The 23879-nt window shown below is 68.6% G+C and carries 26 protein-coding genes; 15 read left to right on the forward strand and 11 right to left on the reverse strand.

Annotated elements, in window-relative coordinates; genetic code table 11:
• Positions 1-62: 62 nt before the first annotated feature.
• Positions 63-416 (forward strand): iron-sulfur cluster insertion protein ErpA, encoded by a 354-nt coding sequence (erpA, locus tag ABTX24_RS25775; protein ID WP_008363173.1) that lies wholly within the window; start codon positions 63-65, stop codon positions 414-416.
• Between the two features lie 73 nt (positions 417-489).
• On the opposite strand, the gene ABTX24_RS25780 is transcribed toward erpA, so the two are convergent.
• Positions 490-1917: an MFS transporter gene (locus ABTX24_RS25780; RefSeq protein WP_350843676.1), complete on the reverse strand. Its 1428-nt coding sequence runs from the start codon at positions 1915-1917 to the stop codon at positions 490-492.
• 86 nt (positions 1918-2003) lie between these two features.
• Here ABTX24_RS25780 and ABTX24_RS25785 point away from each other — a divergent pair, with 86 nt between their 5' ends.
• Positions 2004-2600 carry a TetR/AcrR family transcriptional regulator gene (locus ABTX24_RS25785; RefSeq protein ID WP_350843678.1) on the forward strand — a complete coding sequence of 199 codons (597 nt, stop codon included), beginning with the start codon at positions 2004-2006 and terminating at the stop codon, positions 2598-2600.
• A gap of 93 nt (positions 2601-2693) precedes the next feature.
• Here the strand turns inward: ABTX24_RS25785 and ABTX24_RS25790 are convergent, their stop codons facing one another.
• Complete coding sequence (locus tag ABTX24_RS25790) at positions 2694-2909, reverse strand: hypothetical protein (protein ID WP_160024397.1); 216 nt, start codon at positions 2907-2909, stop codon at positions 2694-2696.
• A 119-nt stretch (positions 2910-3028) separates the two neighbouring features.
• Between ABTX24_RS25790 and ABTX24_RS25795 the strand changes: the two genes are divergently transcribed.
• A complete protein-coding gene (locus ABTX24_RS25795) occupies positions 3029-4012 on the forward strand; it encodes a carbohydrate kinase family protein (protein ID WP_350843680.1) in 984 nt (327 codons plus the stop codon).
• Between the two features lie 90 nt (positions 4013-4102).
• Here the strand turns inward: ABTX24_RS25795 and ABTX24_RS25800 are convergent, their stop codons facing one another.
• The gene (locus ABTX24_RS25800; protein WP_160024395.1) at positions 4103-4339 is read right to left on the reverse strand and encodes a sulfurtransferase TusA family protein; all 237 of its coding nucleotides are present in this window, start codon (positions 4337-4339) and stop codon (positions 4103-4105) included.
• The gene (locus tag ABTX24_RS25805; protein WP_350843682.1) at positions 4336-5445 is read right to left on the reverse strand and encodes a cysteine desulfurase family protein; all 1110 of its coding nucleotides are present in this window, start codon (positions 5443-5445) and stop codon (positions 4336-4338) included. The genes ABTX24_RS25800 and ABTX24_RS25805 overlap by 4 nt, the downstream gene beginning before the upstream one ends.
• A 175-nt stretch (positions 5446-5620) precedes the next feature.
• On the opposite strand from ABTX24_RS25805, the gene ctaC reads away from it, so the two are divergent.
• The 10 genes from ctaC to ABTX24_RS25855 all read left to right on the forward strand — a co-directional run bounded on the left by ctaC (position 5621) and on the right by ABTX24_RS25855 (position 15135).
• Positions 5621-6511, forward strand: a complete 891-nt coding sequence (gene ctaC / locus ABTX24_RS25810) for an aa3-type cytochrome oxidase subunit II (RefSeq protein ID WP_160024393.1) — start codon at positions 5621-5623, stop codon at positions 6509-6511.
• Positions 6508-8190 carry an aa3-type cytochrome oxidase subunit I gene (gene ctaD, locus ABTX24_RS25815; RefSeq protein ID WP_350718910.1) on the forward strand — a complete coding sequence of 561 codons (1683 nt, stop codon included), beginning with the start codon at positions 6508-6510 and terminating at the stop codon, positions 8188-8190. Before ctaC ends, ctaD begins: the two co-directional genes overlap by 4 nt.
• Positions 8191-8195: 5 nt before the next feature.
• Positions 8196-8612 (forward strand): cytochrome c oxidase subunit 4, encoded by a 417-nt coding sequence (locus tag ABTX24_RS25820; protein WP_350661547.1) that lies wholly within the window; start codon positions 8196-8198, stop codon positions 8610-8612.
• 150 nt (positions 8613-8762) lie between these two features.
• On the forward strand, positions 8763-9971 hold the full coding sequence (locus ABTX24_RS25825; RefSeq protein WP_350718908.1) for a L,D-transpeptidase: 1209 nt from the start codon (positions 8763-8765) through the stop codon (positions 9969-9971).
• Positions 9972-10121: 150 nt separating this feature from the next.
• Positions 10122-10859, forward strand: a complete 738-nt coding sequence (locus tag ABTX24_RS25830; RefSeq protein ID WP_350843684.1) for an HAD family hydrolase — start codon at positions 10122-10124, stop codon at positions 10857-10859.
• Entirely contained in the window at positions 10853-11830 is a 978-nt protein-coding gene (gene phnD, locus ABTX24_RS25835) for a phosphate/phosphite/phosphonate ABC transporter substrate-binding protein (RefSeq protein ID WP_350843686.1), read from the forward strand. Before ABTX24_RS25830 ends, phnD begins: the two co-directional genes overlap by 7 nt.
• Positions 11827-12591, forward strand: coding sequence for a phosphonate ABC transporter ATP-binding protein (gene phnC / locus ABTX24_RS25840; RefSeq protein WP_160024389.1), 765 nt, complete (start codon positions 11827-11829; stop codon positions 12589-12591). Before phnD ends, phnC begins: the two co-directional genes overlap by 4 nt.
• Positions 12588-13412: a phosphonate ABC transporter, permease protein PhnE gene (phnE, locus tag ABTX24_RS25845; RefSeq protein WP_160024388.1), complete on the forward strand. Its 825-nt coding sequence runs from the start codon at positions 12588-12590 to the stop codon at positions 13410-13412. The genes phnC and phnE (ABTX24_RS25845) overlap by 4 nt, the downstream gene beginning before the upstream one ends.
• A complete protein-coding gene (phnE, locus tag ABTX24_RS25850) occupies positions 13409-14287 on the forward strand; it encodes a phosphonate ABC transporter, permease protein PhnE (protein ID WP_160024387.1) in 879 nt (292 codons plus the stop codon). The genes phnE (ABTX24_RS25845) and phnE (ABTX24_RS25850) overlap by 4 nt, the downstream gene beginning before the upstream one ends.
• Positions 14284-15135 (forward strand): MurR/RpiR family transcriptional regulator, encoded by an 852-nt coding sequence (locus ABTX24_RS25855; protein ID WP_091049949.1) that lies wholly within the window; start codon positions 14284-14286, stop codon positions 15133-15135. Before phnE (ABTX24_RS25850) ends, ABTX24_RS25855 begins: the two co-directional genes overlap by 4 nt.
• A gap of 52 nt (positions 15136-15187) precedes the next feature.
• Here the strand turns inward: ABTX24_RS25855 and ABTX24_RS25860 are convergent, their stop codons facing one another.
• The 5 genes from ABTX24_RS25860 to ctaE form a co-directional block, all read right to left on the reverse strand.
• Positions 15188-15538, reverse strand: a complete 351-nt coding sequence (locus ABTX24_RS25860) for a GatB/YqeY domain-containing protein (protein WP_350843689.1) — start codon at positions 15536-15538, stop codon at positions 15188-15190.
• A 123-nt stretch (positions 15539-15661) separates the two neighbouring features.
• Complete coding sequence (gene qcrB / locus ABTX24_RS25865) at positions 15662-17389, reverse strand: cytochrome bc1 complex cytochrome b subunit (protein WP_502890786.1); 1728 nt, start codon at positions 17387-17389, stop codon at positions 15662-15664.
• A complete protein-coding gene (gene qcrA, locus ABTX24_RS25870) occupies positions 17386-18549 on the reverse strand; it encodes a cytochrome bc1 complex Rieske iron-sulfur subunit (RefSeq protein ID WP_160024383.1) in 1164 nt (387 codons plus the stop codon). Before qcrA ends, qcrB begins: the two co-directional genes overlap by 4 nt.
• Positions 18546-19427 carry a cytochrome bc1 complex diheme cytochrome c subunit gene (gene qcrC, locus ABTX24_RS25875; RefSeq protein WP_201451064.1) on the reverse strand — a complete coding sequence of 294 codons (882 nt, stop codon included), beginning with the start codon at positions 19425-19427 and terminating at the stop codon, positions 18546-18548. Before qcrC ends, qcrA begins: the two co-directional genes overlap by 4 nt.
• A 13-nt stretch (positions 19428-19440) precedes the next feature.
• Positions 19441-20106 carry an aa3-type cytochrome oxidase subunit III gene (gene ctaE / locus ABTX24_RS25880; RefSeq protein ID WP_160024382.1) on the reverse strand — a complete coding sequence of 222 codons (666 nt, stop codon included), beginning with the start codon at positions 20104-20106 and terminating at the stop codon, positions 19441-19443.
• A gap of 138 nt (positions 20107-20244) precedes the next feature.
• On the opposite strand from ctaE, the gene ABTX24_RS25885 reads away from it, so the two are divergent.
• Together ABTX24_RS25885 and trpD are read left to right on the forward strand one after the other, a co-directional pair.
• Positions 20245-20655 carry a hypothetical protein gene (locus tag ABTX24_RS25885; RefSeq protein ID WP_160024381.1) on the forward strand — a complete coding sequence of 137 codons (411 nt, stop codon included), beginning with the start codon at positions 20245-20247 and terminating at the stop codon, positions 20653-20655.
• A complete protein-coding gene (gene trpD / locus ABTX24_RS25890; RefSeq protein ID WP_350843691.1) occupies positions 20652-21689 on the forward strand; it encodes an anthranilate phosphoribosyltransferase in 1038 nt (345 codons plus the stop codon). The genes ABTX24_RS25885 and trpD overlap by 4 nt, the downstream gene beginning before the upstream one ends.
• Positions 21690-21811: 122 nt before the next feature.
• On the opposite strand, the gene ABTX24_RS25895 is transcribed toward trpD, so the two are convergent.
• Positions 21812-22090, reverse strand: coding sequence for an Lrp/AsnC family transcriptional regulator (locus tag ABTX24_RS25895; RefSeq protein WP_141803873.1), 279 nt, complete (start codon positions 22088-22090; stop codon positions 21812-21814).
• Between the two features lie 23 nt (positions 22091-22113).
• Positions 22114-23832 (reverse strand): DEDD exonuclease domain-containing protein, encoded by a 1719-nt coding sequence (locus ABTX24_RS25900; RefSeq protein ID WP_502890935.1) that lies wholly within the window; start codon positions 23830-23832, stop codon positions 22114-22116.
• Positions 23833-23879: the final 47 nt, after the last annotated feature.

Genomic DNA, 23879 nt, shown 5'->3' on the forward strand with positions numbered 1-23879 from the left:
CGATGATGTGCGACGATTGACCTTGAGACACACCCGCACCCACGCACAGGGAGCCCAGCTACATGACCGAGCAGACTACCGAACGCCGCGCCGACTCCATCAACCTGAGCGACGTTGCCGCCGCGAAGGTGAAGAGCCTCCTTGAGCAGGAAGGCCGCGACGACCTGAGCCTGCGCATCTCCGTGCAGCCCGGCGGCTGCTCCGGCCTGCGCTACCAGCTCTTCTTCGACGAGCGCACCCTCGACGGTGACGTCGTCACCGACTTCGACGGTGTCTCCGTCGTCGTCGACCGGATGAGCGTTCCCTACCTCAACGGCGCCATGATCGACTTCGTGGACAGCATCGAGAAGCAGGGGTTCACCATCGACAACCCCAACGCCACCGGCTCCTGCGCCTGCGGCGACTCGTTCCACTGAGCCAGCGCAGCCACTGAGCATCACGAGCGCCCCTGTCCGACTCGGACAGGGGCGCTCGTGCGTTCGGTGACACTTAGGCGGCGACCGGCGCCGGCCGGCGACCAGCGAACGCGGGCGTCGCCAGGGCCAGTACGAGGAGCACGAGCCCGAAGGCGGTCGATGCGAGCATCGCGGTCTCCATCGCCGGTTCGACGCCCGCTGCGGAGCGGCTGGTGAACACGGCGGTGAGCGTCGCGACGCCGATCGCCCCGCCGAGCTGCTGCATCGCCTGAAACATCCCGGCGGCGGCACCGGAATCCTCACCGTCGGCCGCCGCCATGATCGCGGCGCTGGCAGGGGTGAAGAAGAACGGCGCGGTGAAACCGAAGACGAAGCACGGCAGCAGGACACCGGCCCACAGCGGGGCATCGGCGGCGAGCAGCGCGAACGCGACCAGCCCGGCCAGACCGAGGGCGATCCCGAGAACGATCGTGCCGCGGTCGCCGATGCGGCCCACCAGCGCGGGCACCAGTCGGGCGCCGATGATCACCGACGCTCCCCACGGAAGGTAGGCCAACCCGGCCTCGAGGGCGTCGAAGTGGCGTACGTCCTGCAGGAAGAGCACCGAGAACGTGAAGAACCCGATCATCATCGCCGGCACCAGGAGCATGCCGGCATAGGGGACGGCGCGGCGGGCGCCGCGGAGAAGGCGGAGCGGTACGACGGGGTGTGCCGCGCGAGACTCCACGGCGACCAGGACGACCAGGGCGAGCACCGCGAGAGCCATGGAGCCGAGCACGACGGGGTCGCCCCAGCCCTCCTGGCCCGCTCGGGTGAGCCCGTGAACCAGAGCGACCATGGTGACGGCGGAGGCGAGCGCGCCGGGGATGTCCAGGCGTCCGGGTGTCCGGTCGGCCTCTCGGACGAAGGCCACCGTCCCCACGAGGACCGCCGCTCCCACGGGCACATTGATCAACATCACCCAGCGCCAGTCGAGGGCCACGGTCAAGATGCCCCCGGCGACCAGGCCGAGGCAGCTGCCGAGGCTGGAGCCGATGATGAACCACGACATCCCACGCAGTCGCTGCGGCCCCTCGTCGGTGTTCGCGACGAGCAACACCATGATCGCCGGCCCGGCCAGTGCGGCACCGACGCCCTGCACAGCCCGAGCAGCGATCAGCAGCTCCCCGGACGGGGCGAGCCCTCCAGCCGCGGACGCCACCACGAAGATCGCCGTGCCCGCCAGGAGCACGCGGCGGGGCCCGAACATCATCCCGAGCCGTCCGCTGACCAGGAGGAAGCCCGCGAACGCCAGGGCGTAGGCGGAGACGACCCACGACAGGCCGACCGCGCTGAGCCCGAACTCCTCGCGGATGTAGGGCAGAGCGACGGTGACGATCACGCCGTCGACCATCAGCATCAGCTGGCAGGTCACCACCGCGGCCACCGCCCAACCTCCGCCGCGGGGACCGGCTCTGTTTCCGGCCCGGCTTCCGGTCCGTGCCTCGTGAAGCTCTGTCATGTCTTCGTACCTCGCTATCATCGGAACCAGGGAGACTCCCCGTTTCAAATGTGGGGATAGTCCCCGGTTATTGTCAAGGGGTAATGATGACTGCGACCGAGATCACCGACTGGGAGAGCAGGCGGCCGAAGCGGGCGGATGCGCGCCGCAACTACGACGCCGTCGTCGAGGCGGCGCGAGCGGCATTCGCGCGCGACGGCGTCGACACTTCGATCGACGAGATCGCCCGTTCGGCGGGCGTGGGGAACGCGACGCTCTATCGGCACTTCCCGACGCGTGACGAGCTCATCGCCGTGGCGCTCGCGGAGAACATGGCGGCCGTGCACAAGCGTGGCACCGAGCTCGCCGGGACCGAGGAGCCTCTGGTGGCCCTGCGGGAGTGGCTGCTGGCGACGATCGCGCAGATCAGCACCTACGGAGGACTCCCGGGCAGTGTTCTCGACGCGGCCGGCCGAGAGGGGTCGCTGCTTGGGGTGACCTGTGGTCACATGCAGGAGACGACCCGGGTGCTGCTCGCCCGGGCGCAGGAGTCCGGAGACATCCGGCGAGACATACTCATGGAGGATCTCTTCGATCTCGCCGCCGGGATCGCCTGGGTCGTCAGCCGTGACCGCGCCGCCGACCCCGACCGTGCCAGCCGCCTCCTCGACCTCGCCCTGGACGGGGTGACCACGAGGGACTGACCGGGCCACTGAGATGACGAGAGCCCCTGTGCGCGACAGGGGCTCTCGTCATGTTTCCGGCAACCACGACAAGCGGTCGCGGCGGCGTCGGGCTCAGGTCAGGGCGAGGTCGTCGGCGACGTGTCCGCATGCCTCGAGCATGGCGGTGTCGCCCGGCTCGCGGGCCTGCATCCGCATGGCGGGCGCGGGGCGGGCCGCTTCACGCACCCGTGGCGCGGGCAGGCGCAGCGCGCTGTCGGCGGCGGCGCAGTCGGCGCAGAGCTGCGCGGGGCTGTCGAGGTCGTCGTACGGAACGCGCATGTCTGTCATGCAAACGACGGTAAGCACTACCAACGGGTAGCAGAAGGCCGACTCAGCGGTAATATTTCATCTGCTGTCTACGGTCGAGCCTTAACGTCGCCCGAGGTCTCGCCGGTAGGGTTCCGCGCATGTCCGGTTCACTCCTGATCGCAGGCTCCATCGCCACTGACCACCTGATGAGCTTCGGTGGAAAGTTCGCCGATTCGCTGGTCGCCGACCAGCTCGACAAGCTCTCGGTGAGCTTCCTGGTCAACGACCTCGAGATCCGCCGCGGTGGCGTCGGCGCCAACATCTCCTTCGGCCTGGCCAACCTCGGCCTGGCGCCGGTGCTCGTGGGCGCGGTCGGCGAGGACTTCGCCGACTACCGTTCCTGGCTCGAGCGTCACGGCGTCAACTGCGACCACCTGCACGTCTCCGAGACGCTGCACACCGCGCGGTTCGTGTGCACCACCGACACCGCGATGGCGCAGTTCGCCAGCTTCTACCCGGGCGCGATGGCCGAGGCGCGCGAGATCGAGCTCGGCCCGATCGCCGACAAGGTGGGCGAGCCTTCGTTCGTGCTGATCGCGCCGGACGACCCCGACGCGATGAAGCGCCACACCCAGGAGGCGCGCCAGCGCGGATACACCTTCATCTCCGACCCGAGCCAGCAGCTCGCCTTCGGCGATGGTGAGCTCATCCGTGAGCTGGTCGACGGCGCCGCGTACCTGTTCACCAACGAGTACGAGTCGCACGTGCTCCAGCAGAAGACCGGCTGGTCCGCCGACGAGGTCCTCGCCCGCGTCGGCACCCAGGTCACCACGCTCGGCAAGGACGGCGTACGCATCCAGCGCAAGGGCGAGGACGCGATCGAGCTGCCCGCAGCCAAGAACGTCAACGCCGTCGAGCCCACCGGGGTCGGCGACGCCTTCCGGGCCGGCTTCCTGGCCGCGCTGGCCTGGGACTGCGAGCTCGAGCAGGCCGCCGAGGTCGGCTGCGTCCTCGCCGCCTACTGCGTCGAGACCGTTGGCCCGCAGGAGTACTCCTTCACCGCCGAGGAGTTCGTCGCCCGGGTCCGCGAGTCCTACGGCGACACCGCCGCTGACCAGATCGCGCCGCACATCAAGGCTTGAACTTCTCTGGCAATTCCTGCACTTCTCGGGCAATGCAACGCCAGAGAAGTGAAGGGATACCCGGTTAACCGGGTATCCCTACCGCTTCGCTCAGCTCAGACGGCGTATCCGATAGACCGGTACGCCGTCTTCGGCTTCCACCTCGCCGACGAACTCCTGGCCGCGCATGCGGGCCCAGGCGGGTACGTCGTGGTGGGCGGCCACGTCGTCGGCGGCGACAGCGATGACCTCGCCGACCTCGACGTCGCCGAGGTGGCGGCCGAGCTCGATGATCGGTCGCGGGCAGGCCTGGCCGCGGCAGTCGAGAACGACTACGGGCGCGCTCACAGGCCGGCCTCGGCGCGCAGGTCCTTGACGATCCCGGGCAGTGCGTCGAGCACGCGCTCCACATCCTCTCGCGTCGTGTCGCGGGTCAGCGATAGCCGAACGTTACCGTGTGTCAGCGCTCCCATGGCAGCAAGCACCCGAGAGGGCTCACGGGTGTCGGAGGTGCAGGCCGAGCCGCTGGCGACACCGGCGCCGATGCGGTCCAGCGCGGTCACCAGCGCCTCGCCGTCGACGTACAACGCCGAGAAGGTCACCAGGTGGGGGAGCCGGCCATCGACGGGCCCGGCGACGTCCACGTCGGGGACCTCCGTCCGGACGCGTTCCCTGACCAGTGCGACCAGCTCGTGCTGGCGGGCGTTGACCTCCTCGCGCTCGGCGACGACCGCCTGGAGCGCGGCCGCGGCCGCCAAGGCCCCGGGGATGTTCGTGAAGCCCTGATCCGTACGCGACCACTCGTCGCCCGGGAACGGCCAGCGCCAGCGGGCAGACCGGCGTACGACCAGCACTCCCACGCCACCGGGACCGCCCCACTTGCGAGCGGAGCCGGCGATCGCGTCTCCGACCGACGGCAGCGGCAGCCGCCCCATGGCGGCGCCGGCGTCGACGAAGAGGGATGCCGTGCCGGCGGCGGAGGCGACCTCGTCGAGGGGCTGGAGCGTGCCGACCTCGTGGTTGGCCTGCTGGACCGCGATCACGTCGACGTCTCCGCTCTGCACCGCTTCCCGGACGGCGGCGACCTCGACCCGGGCCTCGCCGTCCACGGCCAGCTCGGTGACGGGAGAGCGCTGCGACCATCGTGCGGCGTCGATGACGGCCTGGTGCTCGACGGCACTGTGACCTATGCCACCTGATCCGAGCCCCAGCAGGCCGGCGTGCACGGCGGCGGTCCCCGAGGATGTGAAAAGCACCTCATCCCGACGCACCCCCAGCGCCTCGGCGACGACCTCGCGGGCGTTCGCGAGCAGCAGCCCGGCGTTACGGGCCGGCCGGTGGAGGCGGCGGGGGTCGGCGTACCCCTGATCGGCCGCGGCGAGCAGCACTTCCCGCGCGGCGGGATGGAGCGGCTCGGCCGAGGCGGCGTCGAGGTAGGTGAAGCGGTCGGTCACAGAACCCAACGGTAGCCATACGCGACATGAGGAACCCCTGAAGATGAATCCGGAGGCGGTCGCGGTAGTCTGCCGACATCTGAGTGTTCGCATGAGAGAGAGGCTCGTAGTGGGTCTGCACTTGCCAGGGGCCGGAACGACTCCGTCCCACGCCCGCGCCCGACGTGGTGCGCTGGTGGCGACGCTGACGGCCGGCGCCCTCCTGCTGAGTGGCTGTACGGACGAGGCGGCGCGTTTCGGCTTCCCCGAGCCACGTTCTGAGCAGGGGGAGCACAACCTCGCCCTGTGGCAGGGCGCATGGATCGCCGCGTTGATCACAGGTGTCCTGACCTGGGGGCTCATCTTCTGGGCGATCTGGCGCTACCGGCGCCGCAGCGATGCCGACGTCCCGGTCCAGACGCGTTACAACCTGCCGCTGGAGATCTTCTACACGATCGCCCCGGTCCTGATGGTGATCGTGTTCTTCGATCACACCGTCAAGGTCCAGAACGAGATGCTGAAGGACGGCAACCCGACCAACGTGATCGAGGTGACCGGCCAGCAGTGGCAGTGGACCTTCAACCACGGCATCGGTGAGCCCGACCTGAGCGCGGACGAGAACCTCGTCGACGACGAGTTCGCCTACGACAGCTACGGCTACGTCGTGGGCACGGGCTCGCACATCCCGACGCTGGTCCTCCCGGAGGAGACCACCACGCGGTTCAACCTGCGCTCGGCCGACGTCATCCACAACTTCGGCATCCCGGACTTCGGCATGAAGATGGACGTCATCCCGGGTCGGGTGAACCACTACTCGATCACCACGAAGGAGGCCACGGCCACCTTCGACCCGAGCGCGGAGGACCTCATCGAGGGCACCACCTTCCGCGGCGCCTGCTACGAGCTCTGCGGCGTCTACCACGCCCGGATGATCTTCAAGGTCGCGATCCTCTCCGAGAGCGACTACAAGTCCTACGTCGACACGCTGGCGCAGAACGGCTTCGAGGCCGAGCGCCCGCTGCTCGGTGGTGGCAAGTCCACCCGCCCCGCCGACGACATCCCCACTCACGAGGAGGAGGGCGAGTGACCGCCACCGCTGCGCGCCCGGTCACCGAGGGCCGCAAGCCGCTCGGAACGCAGATCTACCAGCTGCTGACCACCACCGATCACAAGCTGATCGGCAAGATGTACCTGGTCACGTCGTTCGTCTGGTTCCTGATCGGCGGCCTGATGGCGCTGCTGATGCGCTCGGAGCTGGCCTTCCCGGGCCAGCAGGTCGTCAACGACGAGCTGTTCAACCAGCTGTTCACGATGCACGGCACGATCATGCTGCTGCTCTTCGCGACGCCGCTGTTCTTCGGCTTCTCCAACGTGATCATGCCGCTGCAGATCGGCGCGCCTGACGTCGCCTTCCCGCGGCTCAACATGTTCAGCTACTGGCTCTACCTCTTCGGCAGCCTGATCGCGGCCAGCGGCTTCCTCACCCCGACCGGTGCGGCCGACTTCGGCTGGTTCGCCTACACGCCGCTGTCCAGCGCGCAGTACTCGCCGGGTGTCGGTGGCGACCTGTGGATCATGGGTCTCTACATGGCCGGTCTGGGCACGATCCTCGGCTCGGTCAACTTCATCACCACGATCATCTGCATGCGGGCGCCGGGCATGACCATGTTCCGGATGCCGATCTTCACCTGGAACACCCTGATCACCGCGCTGCTCGCGCTGATCGCGTTCCCGATCCTGGCCGCCGCGCTGCTGATGCTCGAGTCCGACCGCCAGTTCGGCTCCCACGTCTTCGACGCCGCGCACGGTGGCCCGATCCTGTGGCAGCACCTGTTCTGGTTCTTCGGTCACCCCGAGGTCTACATCATCGCGCTGCCGTTCTTCGGCATCATCTCCGAGATCCTCCCGGTCTTCAGCCGCAAGCCGATCTTCGGCTACGTCGGCCTGGTCGCCGCGACCCTCGGCATCGCGATCCTCTCGGTGGCGGTGTGGGCGCACCACATGTTCGTCACCGGCGCGGTCAACCTGCCGTTCTTCTCCGGCATGACCTTCCTGATCGCCGTGCCCACAGGCGTGAAGTTCTTCAACTGGATCGGCACGATGTGGGGCGGATCGGTCAGCTTCGACACCCCGATGCTCTGGTCGATCGGCTTCCTGACGACCTTCCTCTTCGGTGGTCTGACCGGCATCATCCTGGCGAGCCCGCCGCTCGACTTCCAGGTCTCCGACTCCTACTTCGTGGTCGCGCACTTCCACTACGTGGTCTTCGGAACCGTCGTGTTCGCGATGTTCGCCGGCTTCTACTTCTGGTGGCCGAAGATGACTGGCCGGATGCTCGACGAGCGCCTCGGCAAGGTTCACTTCTGGCTGCTGTTCGTCGGCTTCCACGCGACCTTCCTGGTCCAGCACTGGCTGGGTGTCGAGGGCATGCAGCGACGCATCGCCGACTACCTGCCCAGTGACGGGTTCACCTTCCTGAACCAGTTCTCGACGGTGGGCGCGTTCCTGCTGAGCCTGTCGATGCTGCCGTTCTTCTACAACCTCTACATCTCGCGCAACGCTCCCAAGGTCGAGGTGGACGACCCGTGGGGTTGGGGCCGCTCGCTGGAGTGGGCCACCGCCTGCCCCGCGCCGCGCCACAACTTCGTCTCCATCCCGAAGATCCGCTCGGAGTCCCCGGCCTTCGACCTCCACCACCCGGAGATCGCCGCGCTGGAGCACGATGAAGACGATCTCGCCTCCACCAGCTCCAACAAGGAAGGCTGACCCCGATGAAGTCTGAAGCCTGGATCTTCGTGGTCTGCACCGCCTTCATGGTGCTGGTCACGCCGGCCTACTGGTTCGTCACCGCGGCCTCCGAGGAGGGCGGCGACTGGACCGGCACCTCGGCGCTGGTGATGTGCACGCTGCTGTTCGCGATGATCACCGTCTACCTCGGCTTCCACGCCATCAAGATGGACCCGCGTCCCGAGGACCGTGAGGACGGCGAGATCGCCGAGGGCGCCGGGGAGTACGGCTTCTTCCCGCCGTTCTCCTGGTGGCCGCTGTGGGCCGGCCTCACCTTCGGTCTGGTGGTCCTCGCCGTCGCGATGGCCGCCTGGTGGCTCCTCATCATCGCCGCCGTGCTCGGCCTGCTGGCCCTCGCCGGCTGGAACTTCGAGTACTACCGAGGCGAGTTCAAGCACTGAGCAGAGGAACGTACGCGGGGCCCGATCCGAGATGGATCGGGCCCCGCTTACCTTCTTGGGAAGCTCTTGGTGATGCCCGGTAGGGTTATCGCGCCCACGTCCCGGTTCAGGGCGTCGGGGTAAATGAATCAGGTCTGGAGCAGTCTCACCGTGTCAACGCAGTCACCGTTTCGCCGCCCGTCCGTGTTTGCCCGCCGCCGGGTGCTGTTGACCACCGCAGCGGCAGCCCTCGCGCCGGTGCTCGCCGCGTGCGGGGCGGACCCGGCCTCGAAGGAGCCCAAGAAGCCCGCCGAGCCGACGGTGCAGATCACGTCCAACATCGAGGACAACGCCACCGGCGTCGCCGTAGACAAGGTCGTCAAGGTCGATGTGGCCAAGGGGCGTCTCGACGAGGTCATGCTGACCGGTGCCAAGGGCACCAAGGTACGGGGCACGATCACCGAGGACGGGCTCAGCTGGAGCGCGGGTGAGGTGCTCGAGCCGACCGCCTCCTACACCCTCGCGGTCACCGCGACCGGCGACGACGGTCTGGAGCAGACGAGCCAGATCAAGTTCTCGACCGAGGACCTCGGCCTGGATCGCCAGACCTACCCGTCGATCGCGCCGCTCGACGGCGAGACGGTCGGCGTCGGGATGCCGATCATCGTGACGTACGACCTGCCGGTGAAGAACAAGGCCGCCTTCGAGAAGAAGATGATCGTCGAGTCGACCCCGAAGCAGGAGGGGTCGTGGTACTGGGTGAGCGACAAGGAAGTGCACTACCGCCCGCGCACCTACTGGCAGGCCAACTCCACGATCAACGTGAAGCTCAACATCAACTCGGTCCCGGCCGGTGGCGGCATCTTCGGCCAGAAGGACCGCGAGATCACGTTCAAGACCGGTGACGCGCACATCTACCGGGCCAACGCGCAGACCCACCAGATGGAAGTCTTCAAGAACGGGCAGAAGATCCGGACCATCCCGATCACGACCGGCAAGGAAGGGTTCATCACCCGCAGCGGCGTGAAGGTGATCATCGAGAAGTTCAAGCGCAAGACCATGAACTCCGAAACCATCGGGATCAACCAGGGTGACCGGGAGTACTACAACATGGAGGGCGTGAAGTGGGCCATGCGGCTGACGTTCTCCGGCGAGTTCATCCACGGCGCGCCGTGGTCGGTCGCGCAGCAGGGCAACGCCAACGTCTCCCACGGGTGCACCGGGATGAGCGACGAGAACGCCAAGTTCCTCTACGACATGACCCGCCGCGGTGACGTCGTCGAGACCGTCGGCACCAACCGCCAGATGACCTTCAGCAACGGCTGGGGCGACTGGAACACCTCCTACGACGAATACCGGGCGGGGTCCGCCCTCGCCTGAGTCGACATTGTGCATTGCAGTAATTAGCGTGCGACATCGTGTGGTTGATGCTTGAACCTGATCGCGACTTTACCTACGTTCCACCTAACACGTAATCGCGTTGCGCAGGGCTGACCCCGACGGCCCGCGCCGCCTTGGAAGGTGGACTCGTTGCCTCGGCCTGTGCTGGTGCTCGACCTGGACGGCACGGTGTGTCTCGGAGACACACCGGCACTTCTCTACGCCACCCGGGTGGCGGACCTCACCGACGCCCCTGAGGCGCTTCTGGAGACCGCGGCGGCGTTCCTTGGGCACAGACTGCCCGAGACCGCCCCGAAGACGCTGACGGGCGCTCAGGACGGCTATGAGGCGGTCAAGATCCTGGGCTTGGCGGCCGGGGTCTCCGAGGAGCAGCTCAGCGCTGCGTACGTCGCGAGCCGGGAGGCGATCAGCGAGCAACCGGGCGACATCCGCACGCCCGAGGGGCTCATCGACCTGCTCGACGGGATCGACGCGCACCGGGTGATCCTGACCAACTCACCCGGCGGCCGCGGCCTCGACGCGATCCTGGAGCACCTCGGCGTACGCGACGTGGTCGACGAGGTGTGCACCGACGCGCTCAAACCGACCCGGATGAAGGGGCACCTGGACGGCTTCCTCGACCACGTCGGTGCCGCCGACACACCCGAGTGGTTGATGTCGGTCGGCGACATCTGGCGCAATGACCTTGCCCCCGCCGTCGAGCGTGGTTGTGTTGCTGCATACGTTGACGCCTTCGACCGCCGGCAGGGACCGGCACATGTTCGTGCAGGATCGTTCGTGGACCTGTACCCCGCAGTCTCGGACTGGTCGAGTGACCCGTCATCCTTCATAGCAGCTCACCCCCTCAAGGAGTCTGTCCAATGTTGAGAACCCCCAGGAACCGGTTGCTGGCGGTCGGTGCCGCCGCATCGCTCGCCCTCTCGCTCGCCGCCTGCGGTGGTGGTGAGGAGAGCACCGCGCCCGCGGAGGATCCCGACGAGATCGTGCTGTCGCTGGTGCCCTCCGGCGACGTCGACTCGATCACCGAGAGTGCGAAGGGCCTGGAGTCCTTCCTCAGCGACAAGATCGGGATCCCCGTACGCGCCGAGGTGACCGAGAGCTATGCCGCCGCGATCGTGGCGATGAAGGCCGACCAGGCCCAGGTCGCGATGCTCGGCCCGATCGGCATGGTCCAGGCCGAGGACCAGGCCGGCGCGGTGCCGGTGCTGCAGTCGGTGCGCTTCGGCTCGGGCACCTACCACACCCAGTGGTTCACCAATGACCCCGAGACCTACTGCGCCGACGAGGTCAAGGTGGTCGAGGGCTTCAAGTACTGCAACGGCACCGATGCCGCCAAGACCGGTCCCGCCGGTGAGGAGGCGCTCGCCAAGATCAAGCCCGGCACCTCGATCGCCTTCGTCGACCAGGGCTCCGCCTCTGGCTACTACTACCCGGCCACCCAGTGGGGTCAGGTCACCGGCGGCGACGCCCTGGTCGACCTCGACGCGCAGTTCGCCGGCGACCACGACGCTGCGGTCCTGGCCGTCGCGCGCGGTGACTACCCGATCGGGGTGAGCTTCGACGACGCCCGCGAGGAGGTCGCTGCCGACGAGCCGAAGGTGGCTTCCGAGGTCGTGGTCTTCGCCTACTCCACCGAGATCCCCAACGACGGCATCGTCGTCGCCGCTGGCCTCTCCAAGGAGCTGCGTACGAAGGTGACCGACGCCTTCACCGCGATGGCGAAGGACCCCAAGGGGCTCAAGACGCTGGAGGCGGTCTACGAGATCGAGGGTCTGGAGAAGGTCGACACGGCCGCGCTGAAGAAGGCGAAGTCCGTGGAGGAGAACTTCGGCGAATGAGCATCGTCTTCGACGACGTCTCGGTGGTCTACCCGAACGGCACCCGCGGCCTGGACAAGGTCTCCCTGACCATCCCGGCGGGGGAGTTCGTCGTGGTCGTCGGGCTCTCCGGGGCCGGCAAGTCGACGCTCGTCCGTACGATCAACGGCCTGGTGCCGGTCACCTCGGGATCGCTGTCGGTGGGCGGGACCGAGGTGGCCACTGCGCGCGGGCGCCGGCTGCGCCGGCTGCGTGCCGAGATCGGGATGATCTTCCAGGGGTTCAACCTGGTGACCCGCCGCTCGGTGATGGGCAACGTGCTCACCGGGCGGCTGCACGCCCAGTCGTGGGCGCGGTCGGCCCTCGGGCTGCACACCAAGGCCGACAAGGAGATCGCCTTCGAGGCGCTGGAGCGCGTCGGGATCGTCGAGAAGGCGTGGGTACGCGCCTCCCAGCTCTCCGGCGGGCAGCAGCAGCGGGTCGCGATCGCTCGCGCGCTCGCGCAGCAGCCGTCGGTGGTGCTCGCCGACGAGCCGGTCGCCTCCCTGGACCCGCCGACGGCCAACCTGGTCATGCGCGACCTGCAACGGATCAACCGCGATCTCGGTATCACCACTGTGGTCAACCTGCACTTCCTCGATCTCGCCCGGCGCTACGCCGATCGGATCATCGGCATGCGCGCAGGTGAGGTGGTCTTCGACGGTCCCGCGGCCGAGGCCGACGACGCTGTCTTCGAGAGGATCTACGGCCGCTCGCTGACCGCCGAGGACGTCCTGACATGAGCCAGGCGACCCTCGAGCGCCCGGGCGGCTCACCGAAGCAGGAACGCCCGCCGCAGCCGCCGCCGAGCCCGCTCCTCATCGGGGGCATCCTGGGCGCGGTCGCCGTGACCGTGGTGGCGGGTTGGGCGATCGACTTCTCGCTCACGCCGGTCGTCGAGCAGTGGCCGATGCTGACGATGATCCTCGAGGAGGTCGTGCACCCCGAGTGGGCGGAGATCACCGACCCGTCCTCGCGGCTGTGGACCGCGCTGATGGAGACCGTGGCCATCGCGGTCATCGCGACCTTCGTGGGCTCCCTGATCGCCCTCGGGGTGGCTCTGCTGGGCTCCAAGGTGAGCGCGCCGCCCGCGGTCTACCGGGTCACGAAGCCGGTGATGTCGGTGATCCGGTCGCTGCCCGACATGGCCTACGCGCTGGTCTTCGTCGCCGTCGTCACCGGTCCGCTCCCGGGGATCCTGGCGTTGACCATCTTCAACATCGGCATCGTCGCCAAGCTGACCTCGGAGAGCATCGACGCCGTCGATCCCGGCCCCCTGGAGGCGCTCGATGCCGCCGGGGCGACCCGCTGGCAGCGCGCCCGCGTCGCGATCGTGCCCGCCGTGCTGCCCAACTACGCCTCGTACGTCCTCTATGTCTTCGAGCTCAACATCCGCGCCTCCGTGGTGCTGGGCGCGGTCGGGGCCGGCGGGATCGGGCAGCTGATCATCCTCTACTTCACCCGAGGCGACTACCCGCAGCTCGCGGCGGTCGTGATCGTCATCTTCGCGGTCGTCGTCGGGATCGACCTGCTCTCCCAGTTCCTGCGCCGGAGGCTGGTATGAGCTCGGCGCCCGCGATCACGCGCCCGAAGCCGCCGCCGAAGTGGCCCTACACCGTGGCCGGCATGGCCCTGATCGGCATCGTGCTGGTGGCCGGATGGTCGCTGGACGATGCCAAGTGGGAGCGGCTGCCGCAGTTCCCCGGGGAGATCCTGCAGTACGCCGGGCAGATGCTCGACGGCGTGCTCACCTGGCCGGGGGCGCATCCCGAGGGCCAGGCCGACCCGGAGCTCACCTACGGGGACTGGTGGCTGCAGGCGCTGAAGCTGATGGGGGAGTCGGTGGCGCTCGCCTGGATCGGCACCTGCGTGGGCGCGCTGTTCTCGTTCCCGCTGGCGTTCCTGGCCGCCTCCACCACCGCGCCGCTGGCCGTACGCCTCCCGGTGCGGCTCTTCTTCAACGCCATCCGCGCGGTGCCGGAGATCCTGCTCGCGGTGATCGTGATGCTGCCGCTCTTCGGGCTCAACCCGATGGCCGGAGCGATGGCGATCGGCATCCACTCGATCGGCTCGCTCGGCAAGCTGACGCTGGAGAACATCGAGGCGGTCGACCCACGTCCCGTCGAGGCCGTCACGGCGGCCGGTGCGACGTGGTGGCAGCGGATCCGCACGGCCGTCATCCCGCAGATGATGCCGGAGACCGTGGCCTTCTGGCTCTACCGCTTCGAGGTGAACATCAGGGCAAGCGCGATCCTCGGCGTGGTGAGCGCCGGTGGAATTGGTGCGTTACTAAACCGTGTCCTTCGGGGCCGTGAGTGGGAGTGGGGTGGAATCATGCTAGCTGTGATCATCATCGTGACGATCCTGGTAGACCAGCTGTCAGCAGCGCTGCGTCACCGGATCCTGCACGGCGCCGAAGCCACTGTGGTGGCGGCATGACCAGCGCGCCGGTTCTTCCAGCCATCAGGGCCGCGATGCCGCGGCTCAACCCTTCCGAGCGCGCGGTCGCCGAGGTCGTGCTGACCCGTTCGGAGTGGGCCATCGAGGCGACCACCGCCGAGATCGCCGCCGAGGCTTCCGTCTCGACCGCGACCGTGGTCAGAGCCGCGCAGAGACTCGGGTTCCGCGGTTTCCCGCACCTCAAGGTGCTGCTGGCGCGCGACCTGGGCACGGCCAAGACCGAGACGACCGAGGGAGGCAGCCCGCTGACGGTGGTGCGCTCCTTCTTCGCCGACATCGCCGACTCCGCCTCCGACATGGTCGGGCTCCTCTCCGAGGAGCAGGTCACCCGGGCCGTGGAGCTCCTCGCCGAGGCCCGCTCGATTCTGGTCGCCGGCACGGGCGTCTCCTCGCCGGTCGCCCAGGACATCGCGATGAGACTGGGCTCCCAGGGGCTGAGCACCGTCGCGCCCAGCGACCACCTCGACCAGCTCATCCGGGCCCGTCTGCTCCAGCCGGGCGACGTCTGCGTCGTCGTCAGCGGCACCGGCGCCACCGCGCCCACCATCCAGGTCGCCCAGGCGGCCGTCGCCGGGGGAGCGGCCGTCATCGCGCTGACCTCCTTCACCGGCACCCAGCTGACCAAGCTCGCCGAGGTCGAGCTGGTCACCCCGCAGGGCGGTCGCGCCGGGTTCCGCCAGGAGCTCGACTCGATCATCCGGATCCCGCAGCTCATCCTCGGCAACGCACTCGTCGCCGCCGTGGCAGCCCGCGACCCCGAGGCGGCGGCCAACGTACGCGCCCGGGTGCTCGAGGTCGTCGGCGGCGAGCTCGACCCGCAGGGCTGACCACCCCAACAAGGCCGAGTCGGCGCGTTAGAACGCGCCGACTCGGCATGTTTCAGAGGTAGGCCGCGAGAAGGTCTGCTTCGGCGCGGAGCTGCTCCGCCTTCTCGCCCGCGCCGTGGGACTCCAGGTCCGTCGCGGCGCTCAGCCGCTCGGTCTGCTCCGCGGAGATGATGCCTCGGACGTCGTCATCGGTCAGGTCGCGTCTCGCGGCCTCGGTGGCACCCACGCCGCTCGCGGCGCCGGCGATCGGTCCGTCGCTCACGAGCGCCCCTTCCGCCACCGGGAGGGCCTCGGCGTTGGCGATGGCGGAGAGCGTCGAGCGGAGCACGGCCGTGGCCGTAGTGTCGCGCGCCTTGCGGGCGGTGAGGAGGTCGGCTCGGAGTCGAGCCTGGAGGCCGGTCATGTGCTGGACCCTAGAATCCGCGTCCGGCCGCGGGCAACCGGGTTTCGGCCGCTGGAGCGCCCAGAAACGCACGTGGCGCCGTCCCCCGCAGGGAACGGCGCCACGTGGCGTACGGCTTCAACCTCAGCGGCTGAGGGGCTCCTCGATCGCCGAGTGGCGGTGATCGTCGAAGTCGTGACCGTCGACCTGGTGACCCTCGTGGGTGGCCAGCTCGTGGGCCACGTGCTCGGCGTGGTGGTGTGCCTCGCTGAGCTCCTCGGGGGTCGGCTTGTCCACGTCGTGGTCGTAGTAGAAGGCCCGGAGCTTCGCGCGGAGCGACAGCTTGCCGTTCTTCTTCAGCTCCGGCTCCTCGCCGGCCCGGCCGCGGTCGCGGACGGTCATGGCGAAGGCCTCGTCCTCGGGAAGCGGGAGGTGCTTCTCGTGGTAGGCGCCCTCCGGCGTACGGATGACCGTGCCGGTCTCGTAGCCGTGCAGCAGCTTCTCGTTGTCGTGACGCTGCAGCGAGATGCACCAACGACGCGTGATGATGAACGCCGCGATCGGACCCAGGAACACGAACGCCCGCAGGAAGTAGGTGATCTGGTTGATCGAGAGGTCGAACTTGATCGCGATGATGTCGTTGCCGCCGGCGGCCCAGAAGCCCGCGTAGAACGTCATCAGCGCGACGAACGTGGCGGTGCGGGTCGGAGCGTTGCGCGGGCGCTGGAGCAGGTGGTGCTCGCGCTTGTCGCCGGTGATCCAGGCCTCGATGAACGGGAGCATCAGCACGACCATCCAGGCCGCCATCGGCAGCACGATGACCGGGAAGAAGATGTTCCACGACCAGGTCGAGCCCCAGAAGTGCGACTCCCAGCCCGGCATGATGCGCAGCGCGCCGTCGGGCCAGCCCATGTACCAGTCAGGCTGCGAGCCGGCGGTGACCTTGGTCGGGTCGTAGGGCCCGAACTTCCACACCGGGTTGAGCGAGAAGAAGGCGCCGAGCAGGGCGGTCACACCGAAGGTGATGAAGAAGAAGCCGGTCATCTTGGAGATGTAGTTCGGCACCATCGGGTAGCCGACGACGTTCTTCTCGGTGCGTCCGGGTCCAGGCCACTGGGTGTGCTTGTGGTAGATCAGCAGGATCAGGTGGGCACCGATCAGCGCCAGCAGCAGCGCTGGGATCAGCAGCACGTGGATCGTGAACAGGCGTGGAATGATGTCGTCGCCTGGGAACTCGCCTCCGAACAGGAAGAACGAGATGTACGTCCCCACGATGGGGATCGCCATCATGAACCCGTCCGCGGCCCGGATGCCGGTGCCGGAGAGCAGGTCGTCGGGGAGCGAGTAGCCGGTGAAGCCCTCGAGCGTGCCGAGGAGCAGCAGCGTGGCGCCGATGACCCAGTTGATCTCACGCGGCTTGCGGTGCGCGCCGGTGAAGAAGACGCGCATCATGTGGATCATCATCGAGGCGATGAACAGCATCGCCGCCCAGTGGTGGACCTGGCGCAGCAGCAGGCCGCCGCGTACGTCGAAGGAGATGTCCAGCGTCGAGGCCATCGCCTCGGACATGTCGATGCCGCGCAGCGGCGCGTAGGAGCCCTGGTAGGTGATCTCGGCCATCGAGGGCTTGAACCACAGGGTCAGGAAGGTGCCGGTGACGAGCAGGACCACGAAGCTCCACAGCGCGATCTCACCCAGCATGAACGACCAGTGGTCGGGGAAGATCTTGCGGGAGAGGAACTTGCTCAGTCCGCCGATGCCGAGACGCTCGTCGGCCCAGTTCGCGGCCGCGCCTGCCTTGGTCGGCTTGCCCGCCGGGGCAGCGGCTTCGGTGCCGTTGCTGGCGGCAACCTTGGACGTGTCGGTGCTCACTGGCCGCCCTCCTTGTAGCCGTACTGCTCAGCATCGGCGGCGTGGTCCTTGGACCAGTCGTCGAAGATCTCGTCGATGTCGTAGGTGTTGCGCTCCCAGTAGCTGACGCCCACAGGCTCAGGGTAGTCCGAGAGGGCAACCAGGAAGCCGTCCGCGTCGACGCCCAGGGGCAGCTGCGGGAGGTGGCGTCCGGCCGGGCCGAAGATGACCTTGCCGTGGTCGGCGAGGTCGAAGGTCGACTGGTGGCACGGGCACAGCAGGTGGTGCGTGGTGCGCTCGTTCAGCGAGATCGGGCAACCGACGTGGGTGCAGATCTTGGAGTAGGCCACGATGCCGTTGACCGACCAGTTGCGGGTCACGTCGTTGTCGATGTCGTTGGGGTCCATCCGCAGCAGGATGGTGGCCGCCTTCGACTTGGCGATCTGCAGCGGCGCGCCGTGCAGGCTGCCGTCGAAGATCGTCGCCGGCTCGGCGTTGACCAGGTCACCGATCTCCAGGTCGCCCGGGCGGATCGGGGTGCCGACCACGTCGCGTACGACCCGCACGCCGGCATCCCAGACGGTGTGCTCGAGGCCGGCGCCCGGGTAGGGCTGCTCCTCGGTGATCTGGGCGTTGGTCTGGCCCAGGTCCCTGAGGATGACGACCGCGGGCAGGCCGAGGAGGGCGGCCGAGCCGATCATCGCGTTGCGGATGAAGGGGCGGCGAGCCATGCCGGACTCGTGGAGCGCGGCCTTGAGCTCGGCGACGGCTGCCTCGCGGGTGGCGGGGGAGGAGGCGGCCGGGTGACGGTCCTCGGTGTGCTCGATGTCGACGACGAGCTTGCGGGCCCACTGGATGACGCCGATGCCGAGGAAGAGGAGGGCGAAGCCGAGGCTCGATCCCAGCGCCAGGTTGGAGGCGCCGAAGCCGGCCCAGACGTCACCGTCGTAGCCGGGCTCGATGGTGAAGTACGCGACGACGAACAGCACCGAGCAGATCGCGGAGAGACCGAAGAAGGCGCTCACCTGGCGCTCGGCGCGCTTCTCCGCCTTGGGGTCGACGTCGGTGGGACGCCAGTGATGCTCGTGCATGCCCGGGTCGGGCAGCAACGCGTCGGTGTGCGCGTTGAGCTCGGGGTGCGAGTCGTCGTGCTTCTCGATCTCGCTGAGGTCGCTGCTCACTTGGCAGATCCCTTCTTGGTCTGGTTGGTGCGCGTGGTGTGCGCGGCGATCCAGACGGCGAACGCCACCAGGACGCCGAGCCCGACGACCCACGCGACGATGCCCTCGGTCACCGGACCGAGCGAACCGTTGTTGAAGCCGCCGTAGTCGGGCTGTTCCTTCATCGACTCGACGTAGGCGATGACAGCCTTCTTCTCCTCCGGGCTGATGTTGCCGTCGGAGAAGGTGTCCATGGACTGCGGACCGGTCAGCATCGCCTGGTAGATGTGCTTCGGGTCGGTGTTGAGGATGCTCGGAGCCTCGCCGCCGCGCGGCATCGCGCCGCCGGCGCCAGTGAAGTTGTGGCAGGCGGTGCAGTTGGTCAGGAAGATCTGGCCACCGAGGGCGACCGCCGCCTCACGCTCCTCCTCGGAGGCGAAGGTGTCCGGGTCGTACTGCTCCCGGTCCGGGACGGCCGGGCCGGGGCCGAGGCTGGCGACGTACGCGGCCAAGGCGTCGATCTCGTCCTGGTTGAAGCTGGGGTCCTTGACCTCGACCTGGGCGCCGGGCTGGGCCATCGGCATCCGGCCGGTGCCGACCTGGAAGTCGACGGAGGCGGCACCCACACCGATCAGGGAGGGGCCGTAGAGCTTCCCGTTCTGGGTGGTGATGCCCTCACCGTTGGAGCCGTGGCAGGTGGAGCAGTTGATCATGAAGAGCTCTTTGCCCTCGGCGACGAGAGCAGCGTTGTCCTTCTCCTGCTCGGCCTGGGAGGCCGGGGCGAGCGCGGCGTACGCGCCGCCGGTGCTCAACAGGGCGACCAGGAGCACGGCGGCACCGGCCAACGGGCGGCGACGGTGCCGCGACAGTCGACCGACGGAGCGGTTCAGTAGACGCACATTCAGTCCTTGGTCACTTGAGGAGGTAGATGGTCGCGAACAGGCCGATCCACACCACGTCGACGAAGTGCCAGTAGTAGGACACGACGATCGCGGAGACGGCCTGCTCGTGGGTGAAGCGCTTGGCGACGTACGTCCGGCCGAGCACGAACAGGAAGGCGATCAGGCCGCCGGTGACGTGGAGCCCGTGGAAGCCCGTCGTCAGGTAGAAGACCGAGCCGTAGGGGTCGTCGGGACCGGTGATGCCGCGGTTGAGGGCGATGCCCTCCTGCACCAGGGCTGCGTACTCGGTCGCCTGACCGGCGATGAAGACCGCGCCCATGAGGTAGGTGAGGATGAACCACTCACGCAGGCCCCACAGGCGGACCGCGAGCAGGGAGCCCTTACGTCCGACCTGGCCACGCTCGGCGGCGAAGACGCCGAACTGGCAGGTGAACGACGACAGCACGAGGATGGTCGTGTTGACCGCCGCGAACGGGATGTTGAGCCCGGAGGTGTTGGCTTCCCACACCTCGGGGCTGACCGCGCGGATCGTGAAGTAGGCCGCGAACAGCGCCGCGAAGAACATCAGCTCGCTTGCGAGCCAGATGATCGTCCCCACGCTGACCATGCTCGGACGGTCGTGATGCCCGTGCAGGCGGGCTGTTGGAAGAGTCGATACTGTCGCCACGCCCGCCATTATGTCCTGCCCCCTTTCCAGAGTCTTCTTGGGACCCTGTGTGTCGTGTTTCAGGGTGCTGCTACACCCTTAGACACCGCTCAGGTTCGGTGTGTGACATGTGGCCGCGGGGCATGGTGTTGGCGCTAGCATCAGGGTGTGACCGACACCACCTCGAAATCACTGAAGATCCTCGTCTACAGCGACGACGTCGACGTACGCAAGCAGGTGATCCTCGCTCTGGGGCGCCGCCCGCACCCGTCTCTGCCGGAGGTGGAGTACGTCGAGGTGGCCACCGAGCCGGCCGTGCGTGCGCAGTTCGATGCCGGTGGCCTGGCCCTGGCCGTGCTCGACGGTGAGACCGCTCCGGCCGGCGGACTGGGCATCGCGAAGGCGGTCAAGGACGAGGTGAAGGACGCTCCGCCGATCGTGGTCCTCATCGGTCGTCCTCAGGACGCGTGGCTCGGCACCTGGTCGCGTGCGGAAGCCACCGTGCCGCACCCGCTCGACCCGTTCGAGCTGGCCCGGACGGTCGTGGGACTGTTGCGGCCCGTTAACGTTGGCGCATGACGTCCGCGCCCAACTCCTGGCCCGAGGTCCTCACCACGCTGGTCGCGGGACAGTCCCTGTCCGCGCACCAGGCGGCGTGGGCGATGGGGGAGATCCTCTCGGGAGAGGCGACGCCCTCGCAGATCGCCGCCTTCGCGGTGGCCCTGCGTGCCAAGGGTGAGACCGTCGACGAGCTCGCCGGGGTCGCCGACGGGATGCTGGCCAAGGCCAACCCGATCTTCGTTCCCGGGCGCGTGCTCGACATCGTCGGCACCGGTGGTGACCGGTCCTTCTCGGTCAACATCTCCACGATGTCAGCGATCGTCGCGGCCGGTGCCGGGGCCAAGATCGTCAAGCACGGCAACCGCTCCGCCTCCTCCAAGTCGGGATCGGCCGACGTGCTCGAGGCCCTCGGCATCCGGCTCGACCTCGATGTCTCCCGGGTCGGCGAGGTGGCCGAGGAGGCCGGGATCACCTTCCTGTTCGCCGCGGCCTTCCACCCCGCGATGCGCCACGCCGCCGCCGCGCGGCGCGAGATCGGCATCGCCACCGTCTTCAACCTGCTCGGTCCGCTCACCAACCCGGCCCGACCCGCGTCCTCCGCGATCGGCTGTGCCGACGCCTCCGCCGCGCCGGTCATGGCCGGCGTCTTCGCCCGCCGTGGCGTCGACGCCTGGGTCTTCCGCGGCGACGACGGCCTCGACGAGCTCACCACCACCACGACCTCGCACGTGTGGATGGTCTCGCAGGGGGTCGTGACCGAGGCGACCGTCGAGCCGCTCGACCATGGCATCGGCCGCGCCACCGCCGAGGACCTGCGCGGCGACGACGCCGCCTACAACGCCGCCGTCGTCCGCCGTCTGCTCGCCGGGGAGAAGGGCGCCGTACGCGACGCCGTCGTGCTCAACGCCGGTGCTGCTCTCGCCGTCCACGACGCCGGGTCCGGCAGCGTCGACGAGCGGCTCGCCGGGGGCATCGCCCGCGCTGCCGACGCGATCGACTCCGGGGCAGCTCAGGGTGTGCTCGACCGCTGGGTTGCTGCTACATCGCGTTGAGGGTTTTTCCTCGTGCTGTAGCGGATTACGCGCCGAGTCGGCGCATCCGCACGCATCGCTCGCTTCGCTTCGCTCCAAGCGTGCAGATGCGCCGACTCGGCTCCACGGACGGGCTGCGCCCGCTAGTCCAGGCCGATGGAGAACGCGGCTTCGAGGTCGACCTGGGAGTAGGTGCGGAAGGCGATGTGGGTCTCGGTCTCGAGCACGCCGGGGACCTTGTTGACCTTGTCGGCGACGACGTTGGCCACGTCCTCGTGGGCACGGACGCGGACCAGGGCGATCAGATCGATCTGGCCGGTGACGGAGTAGACCTCGCTGACGCCGTCGATGGCGGCCACGGCCTCGGCCACCTCGGGGATCTGGGAGACCTCGGCATTGATGAAGACGATCGCTGTGATCACGCAGGTCACGTTAGCCGATCCTCCTAGAGCGCCGCTGCCCGCCGGCCCGCACCGCCGGTCGGACAGGTCCACTCGCCCTCGACGTGGGCGAGGCGTACGCCTGGGGACTCCAGCCAGCGCAGAACCAGCTCGGTCTCCTCGGCGCTCGCGGCGGGCACCGGGCCGGGGGCGGGCAGGACCGTCTCGGCGCTGAGCTGGAGGTCGGCGACGTAGGTGTGGGCGTTGGCCTCACGCGGGATCACCCCGGCCCCGGCGAGGCGACCGTGGCGGACGACGTGCACCGCCCAGCGGCCGTCGTCCTCACGCCGGATCGCGGTGAGGTCGGGCAGCCGGGTCAGGCCGGTGAGTCGTTGGGTGCGCGCCGCTGCGCGCAAGTAGGAGGTCAGTCGGTCGCGGTGGACGGCCGCCTCCTCGAACCGCTCCTGCTCGGCCAGGCCGGTGAGCCGCTCGGTGACCGTCTCGACCACCTCGTCGGGCCGGTGGAGGAGCGACTCGCGGACCCGGGACACCAGGGCCGCGTAGGTCTCGGAGGGGACGCTCTGGTCGCACGGGCTCAGGCAGCGGTGGAGCTCGGCGAGGACGCACGGGGTCCTGCGCGGCAGCAGCGGGAGCCGGTCGGCGCACTGCCGGATGGGGAACGTGTCGTGGAGCGCCTGGAGCGCCTTCTCGGCGACCTTCTTGGAGCCGAACGGGCCGAGATAGTCGGCGTCGTCGTCGAGCACCTGCTTGACCAGCGACAGTCGGGGCCACGGTTCCTGGGTGAGCTTGACGAAATGCATCTTCTCCGGGCGTCGCGAGCGGCGGTTGTAGGGCGGCTTGTGCTCGGCGATGAGCCGCAGCTCGCGCACGCCCGCCTCCAGCGCCGTCGCGCACTCGATGCCCTGCACGGTCGCGGCCAGCCCGACCATCTCGCCCATCCGGGAGCGGGTCTCGGAGGCGGTGAAGTAGGTGCGTACGCGAGTGCGGAGGTCCTTGGAGGTGCCGATGTAGAGCACCCGGTCCCTGTCGTCCTTGAACAGGTAGACGCCGGGGGCGTGCGGCAGGTCCTCGGCCAGATGGCGCTTCTTGCGCTGGGCCGTGGTGACCTTGGCCGAGAAGACGGCCAGGTCCTCGAGGGTCTGCACGCCGATGTTGCCGAGGCGCTCCATCATGCCGTGGAGGACGTCGACCGTCGCGCGGGCGTCGGAGAGGGCGCGGTGGTTGGGGGTCGTGGTGGAGCCGAAGACCCGGGCCAGCGAGCCGAGCTTGTGGTTGGGCGCCTCGTCACGGGTGACCACCCGGCGGGCGATCTTCACCGTGTCGAGCACCTCGAAACGCGGCCAGGGCCGCTCCTGCTTCGCGGCGAAGTGCTTGAGGAAGCCCACGTCGAAGGGGGCGTTGTGCGCGACCAGCACACAGCCCTCCGCGAACTCGAGGAACGCCGGGAGCACCGACTCGATGGTGGGGGAGGAGGCGACCATGGAGTTGGTGATCCCGGTCAGCACGGCGATCGAGGGCGGGATGCCGGTGTGGGGGTTGACGAGGGTCTGGAACTCGCCCAGCACCTCGCCGCCGCGCACCTTCACCGCGCCGATCTCGGTGATCATGCCGCCGTTGTCGGGGCTGTTGCCGGTGGTCTCCAGGTCGACCACGCAGAAGGTCAGGTCGCGCAGCGGCCTGCCGAGCTCGTCGAAGCCCCGCTGAGCCTCCCAGCCTCCGGTGGCCTGCTCACGCTGGCGGCGGGCGACGGCCCGAGCACGCATCTCCTTGCGCGCCTCCCGCACCGCGCTACTACTGCCCATGCGAACAC

This window comes from Nocardioides sp. NPDC127514, from assembly GCF_040302125.1.
Taxonomy (GTDB): domain Bacteria; phylum Actinomycetota; class Actinomycetes; order Propionibacteriales; family Nocardioidaceae; genus Nocardioides.

Bases quoted from the DNA above. Each gene is read 5' to 3' on its own strand.
- erpA (WP_008363173.1), top strand. From the start codon at position 63: ATGACCGAGCAGACTACCGAACGCCGCGCCGACTCCATCAACCTGAGC.
- ABTX24_RS25780 (WP_350843676.1), bottom strand. From the start codon at position 1,917: ATGACAGAGCTTCACGAGGCACGGACCGGAAGCCGGGCCGGAAACAGA.
- ABTX24_RS25785 (WP_350843678.1), top strand. From the start codon at position 2,004: ATGACTGCGACCGAGATCACCGACTGGGAGAGCAGGCGGCCGAAGCGG.
- ABTX24_RS25790 (WP_160024397.1), bottom strand. From the start codon at position 2,909: ATGACAGACATGCGCGTTCCGTACGACGACCTCGACAGCCCCGCGCAG.
- ABTX24_RS25795 (WP_350843680.1), top strand. From the start codon at position 3,029: ATGTCCGGTTCACTCCTGATCGCAGGCTCCATCGCCACTGACCACCTG.
- ABTX24_RS25820 (WP_350661547.1), top strand. From the start codon at position 8,196: ATGAAGTCTGAAGCCTGGATCTTCGTGGTCTGCACCGCCTTCATGGTG.
- phnD (WP_350843686.1), top strand. From the start codon at position 10,853: ATGTTGAGAACCCCCAGGAACCGGTTGCTGGCGGTCGGTGCCGCCGCA.
- phnC (WP_160024389.1), top strand. From the start codon at position 11,827: ATGAGCATCGTCTTCGACGACGTCTCGGTGGTCTACCCGAACGGCACC.
- phnE (WP_160024388.1), top strand. From the start codon at position 12,588: ATGAGCCAGGCGACCCTCGAGCGCCCGGGCGGCTCACCGAAGCAGGAA.
- phnE (WP_160024387.1), top strand. From the start codon at position 13,409: ATGAGCTCGGCGCCCGCGATCACGCGCCCGAAGCCGCCGCCGAAGTGG.
- ABTX24_RS25855 (WP_091049949.1), top strand. From the start codon at position 14,284: ATGACCAGCGCGCCGGTTCTTCCAGCCATCAGGGCCGCGATGCCGCGG.
- ABTX24_RS25860 (WP_350843689.1), bottom strand. From the start codon at position 15,538: ATGACCGGCCTCCAGGCTCGACTCCGAGCCGACCTCCTCACCGCCCGC.
- ctaE (WP_160024382.1), bottom strand. From the start codon at position 20,106: ATGGCGGGCGTGGCGACAGTATCGACTCTTCCAACAGCCCGCCTGCAC.
- trpD (WP_350843691.1), top strand. From the start codon at position 20,652: ATGACGTCCGCGCCCAACTCCTGGCCCGAGGTCCTCACCACGCTGGTC.
- ABTX24_RS25900 (WP_502890935.1), bottom strand. From the start codon at position 23,832: ATGCGTGCTCGGGCCGTCGCCCGCCGCCAGCGTGAGCAGGCCACCGGA.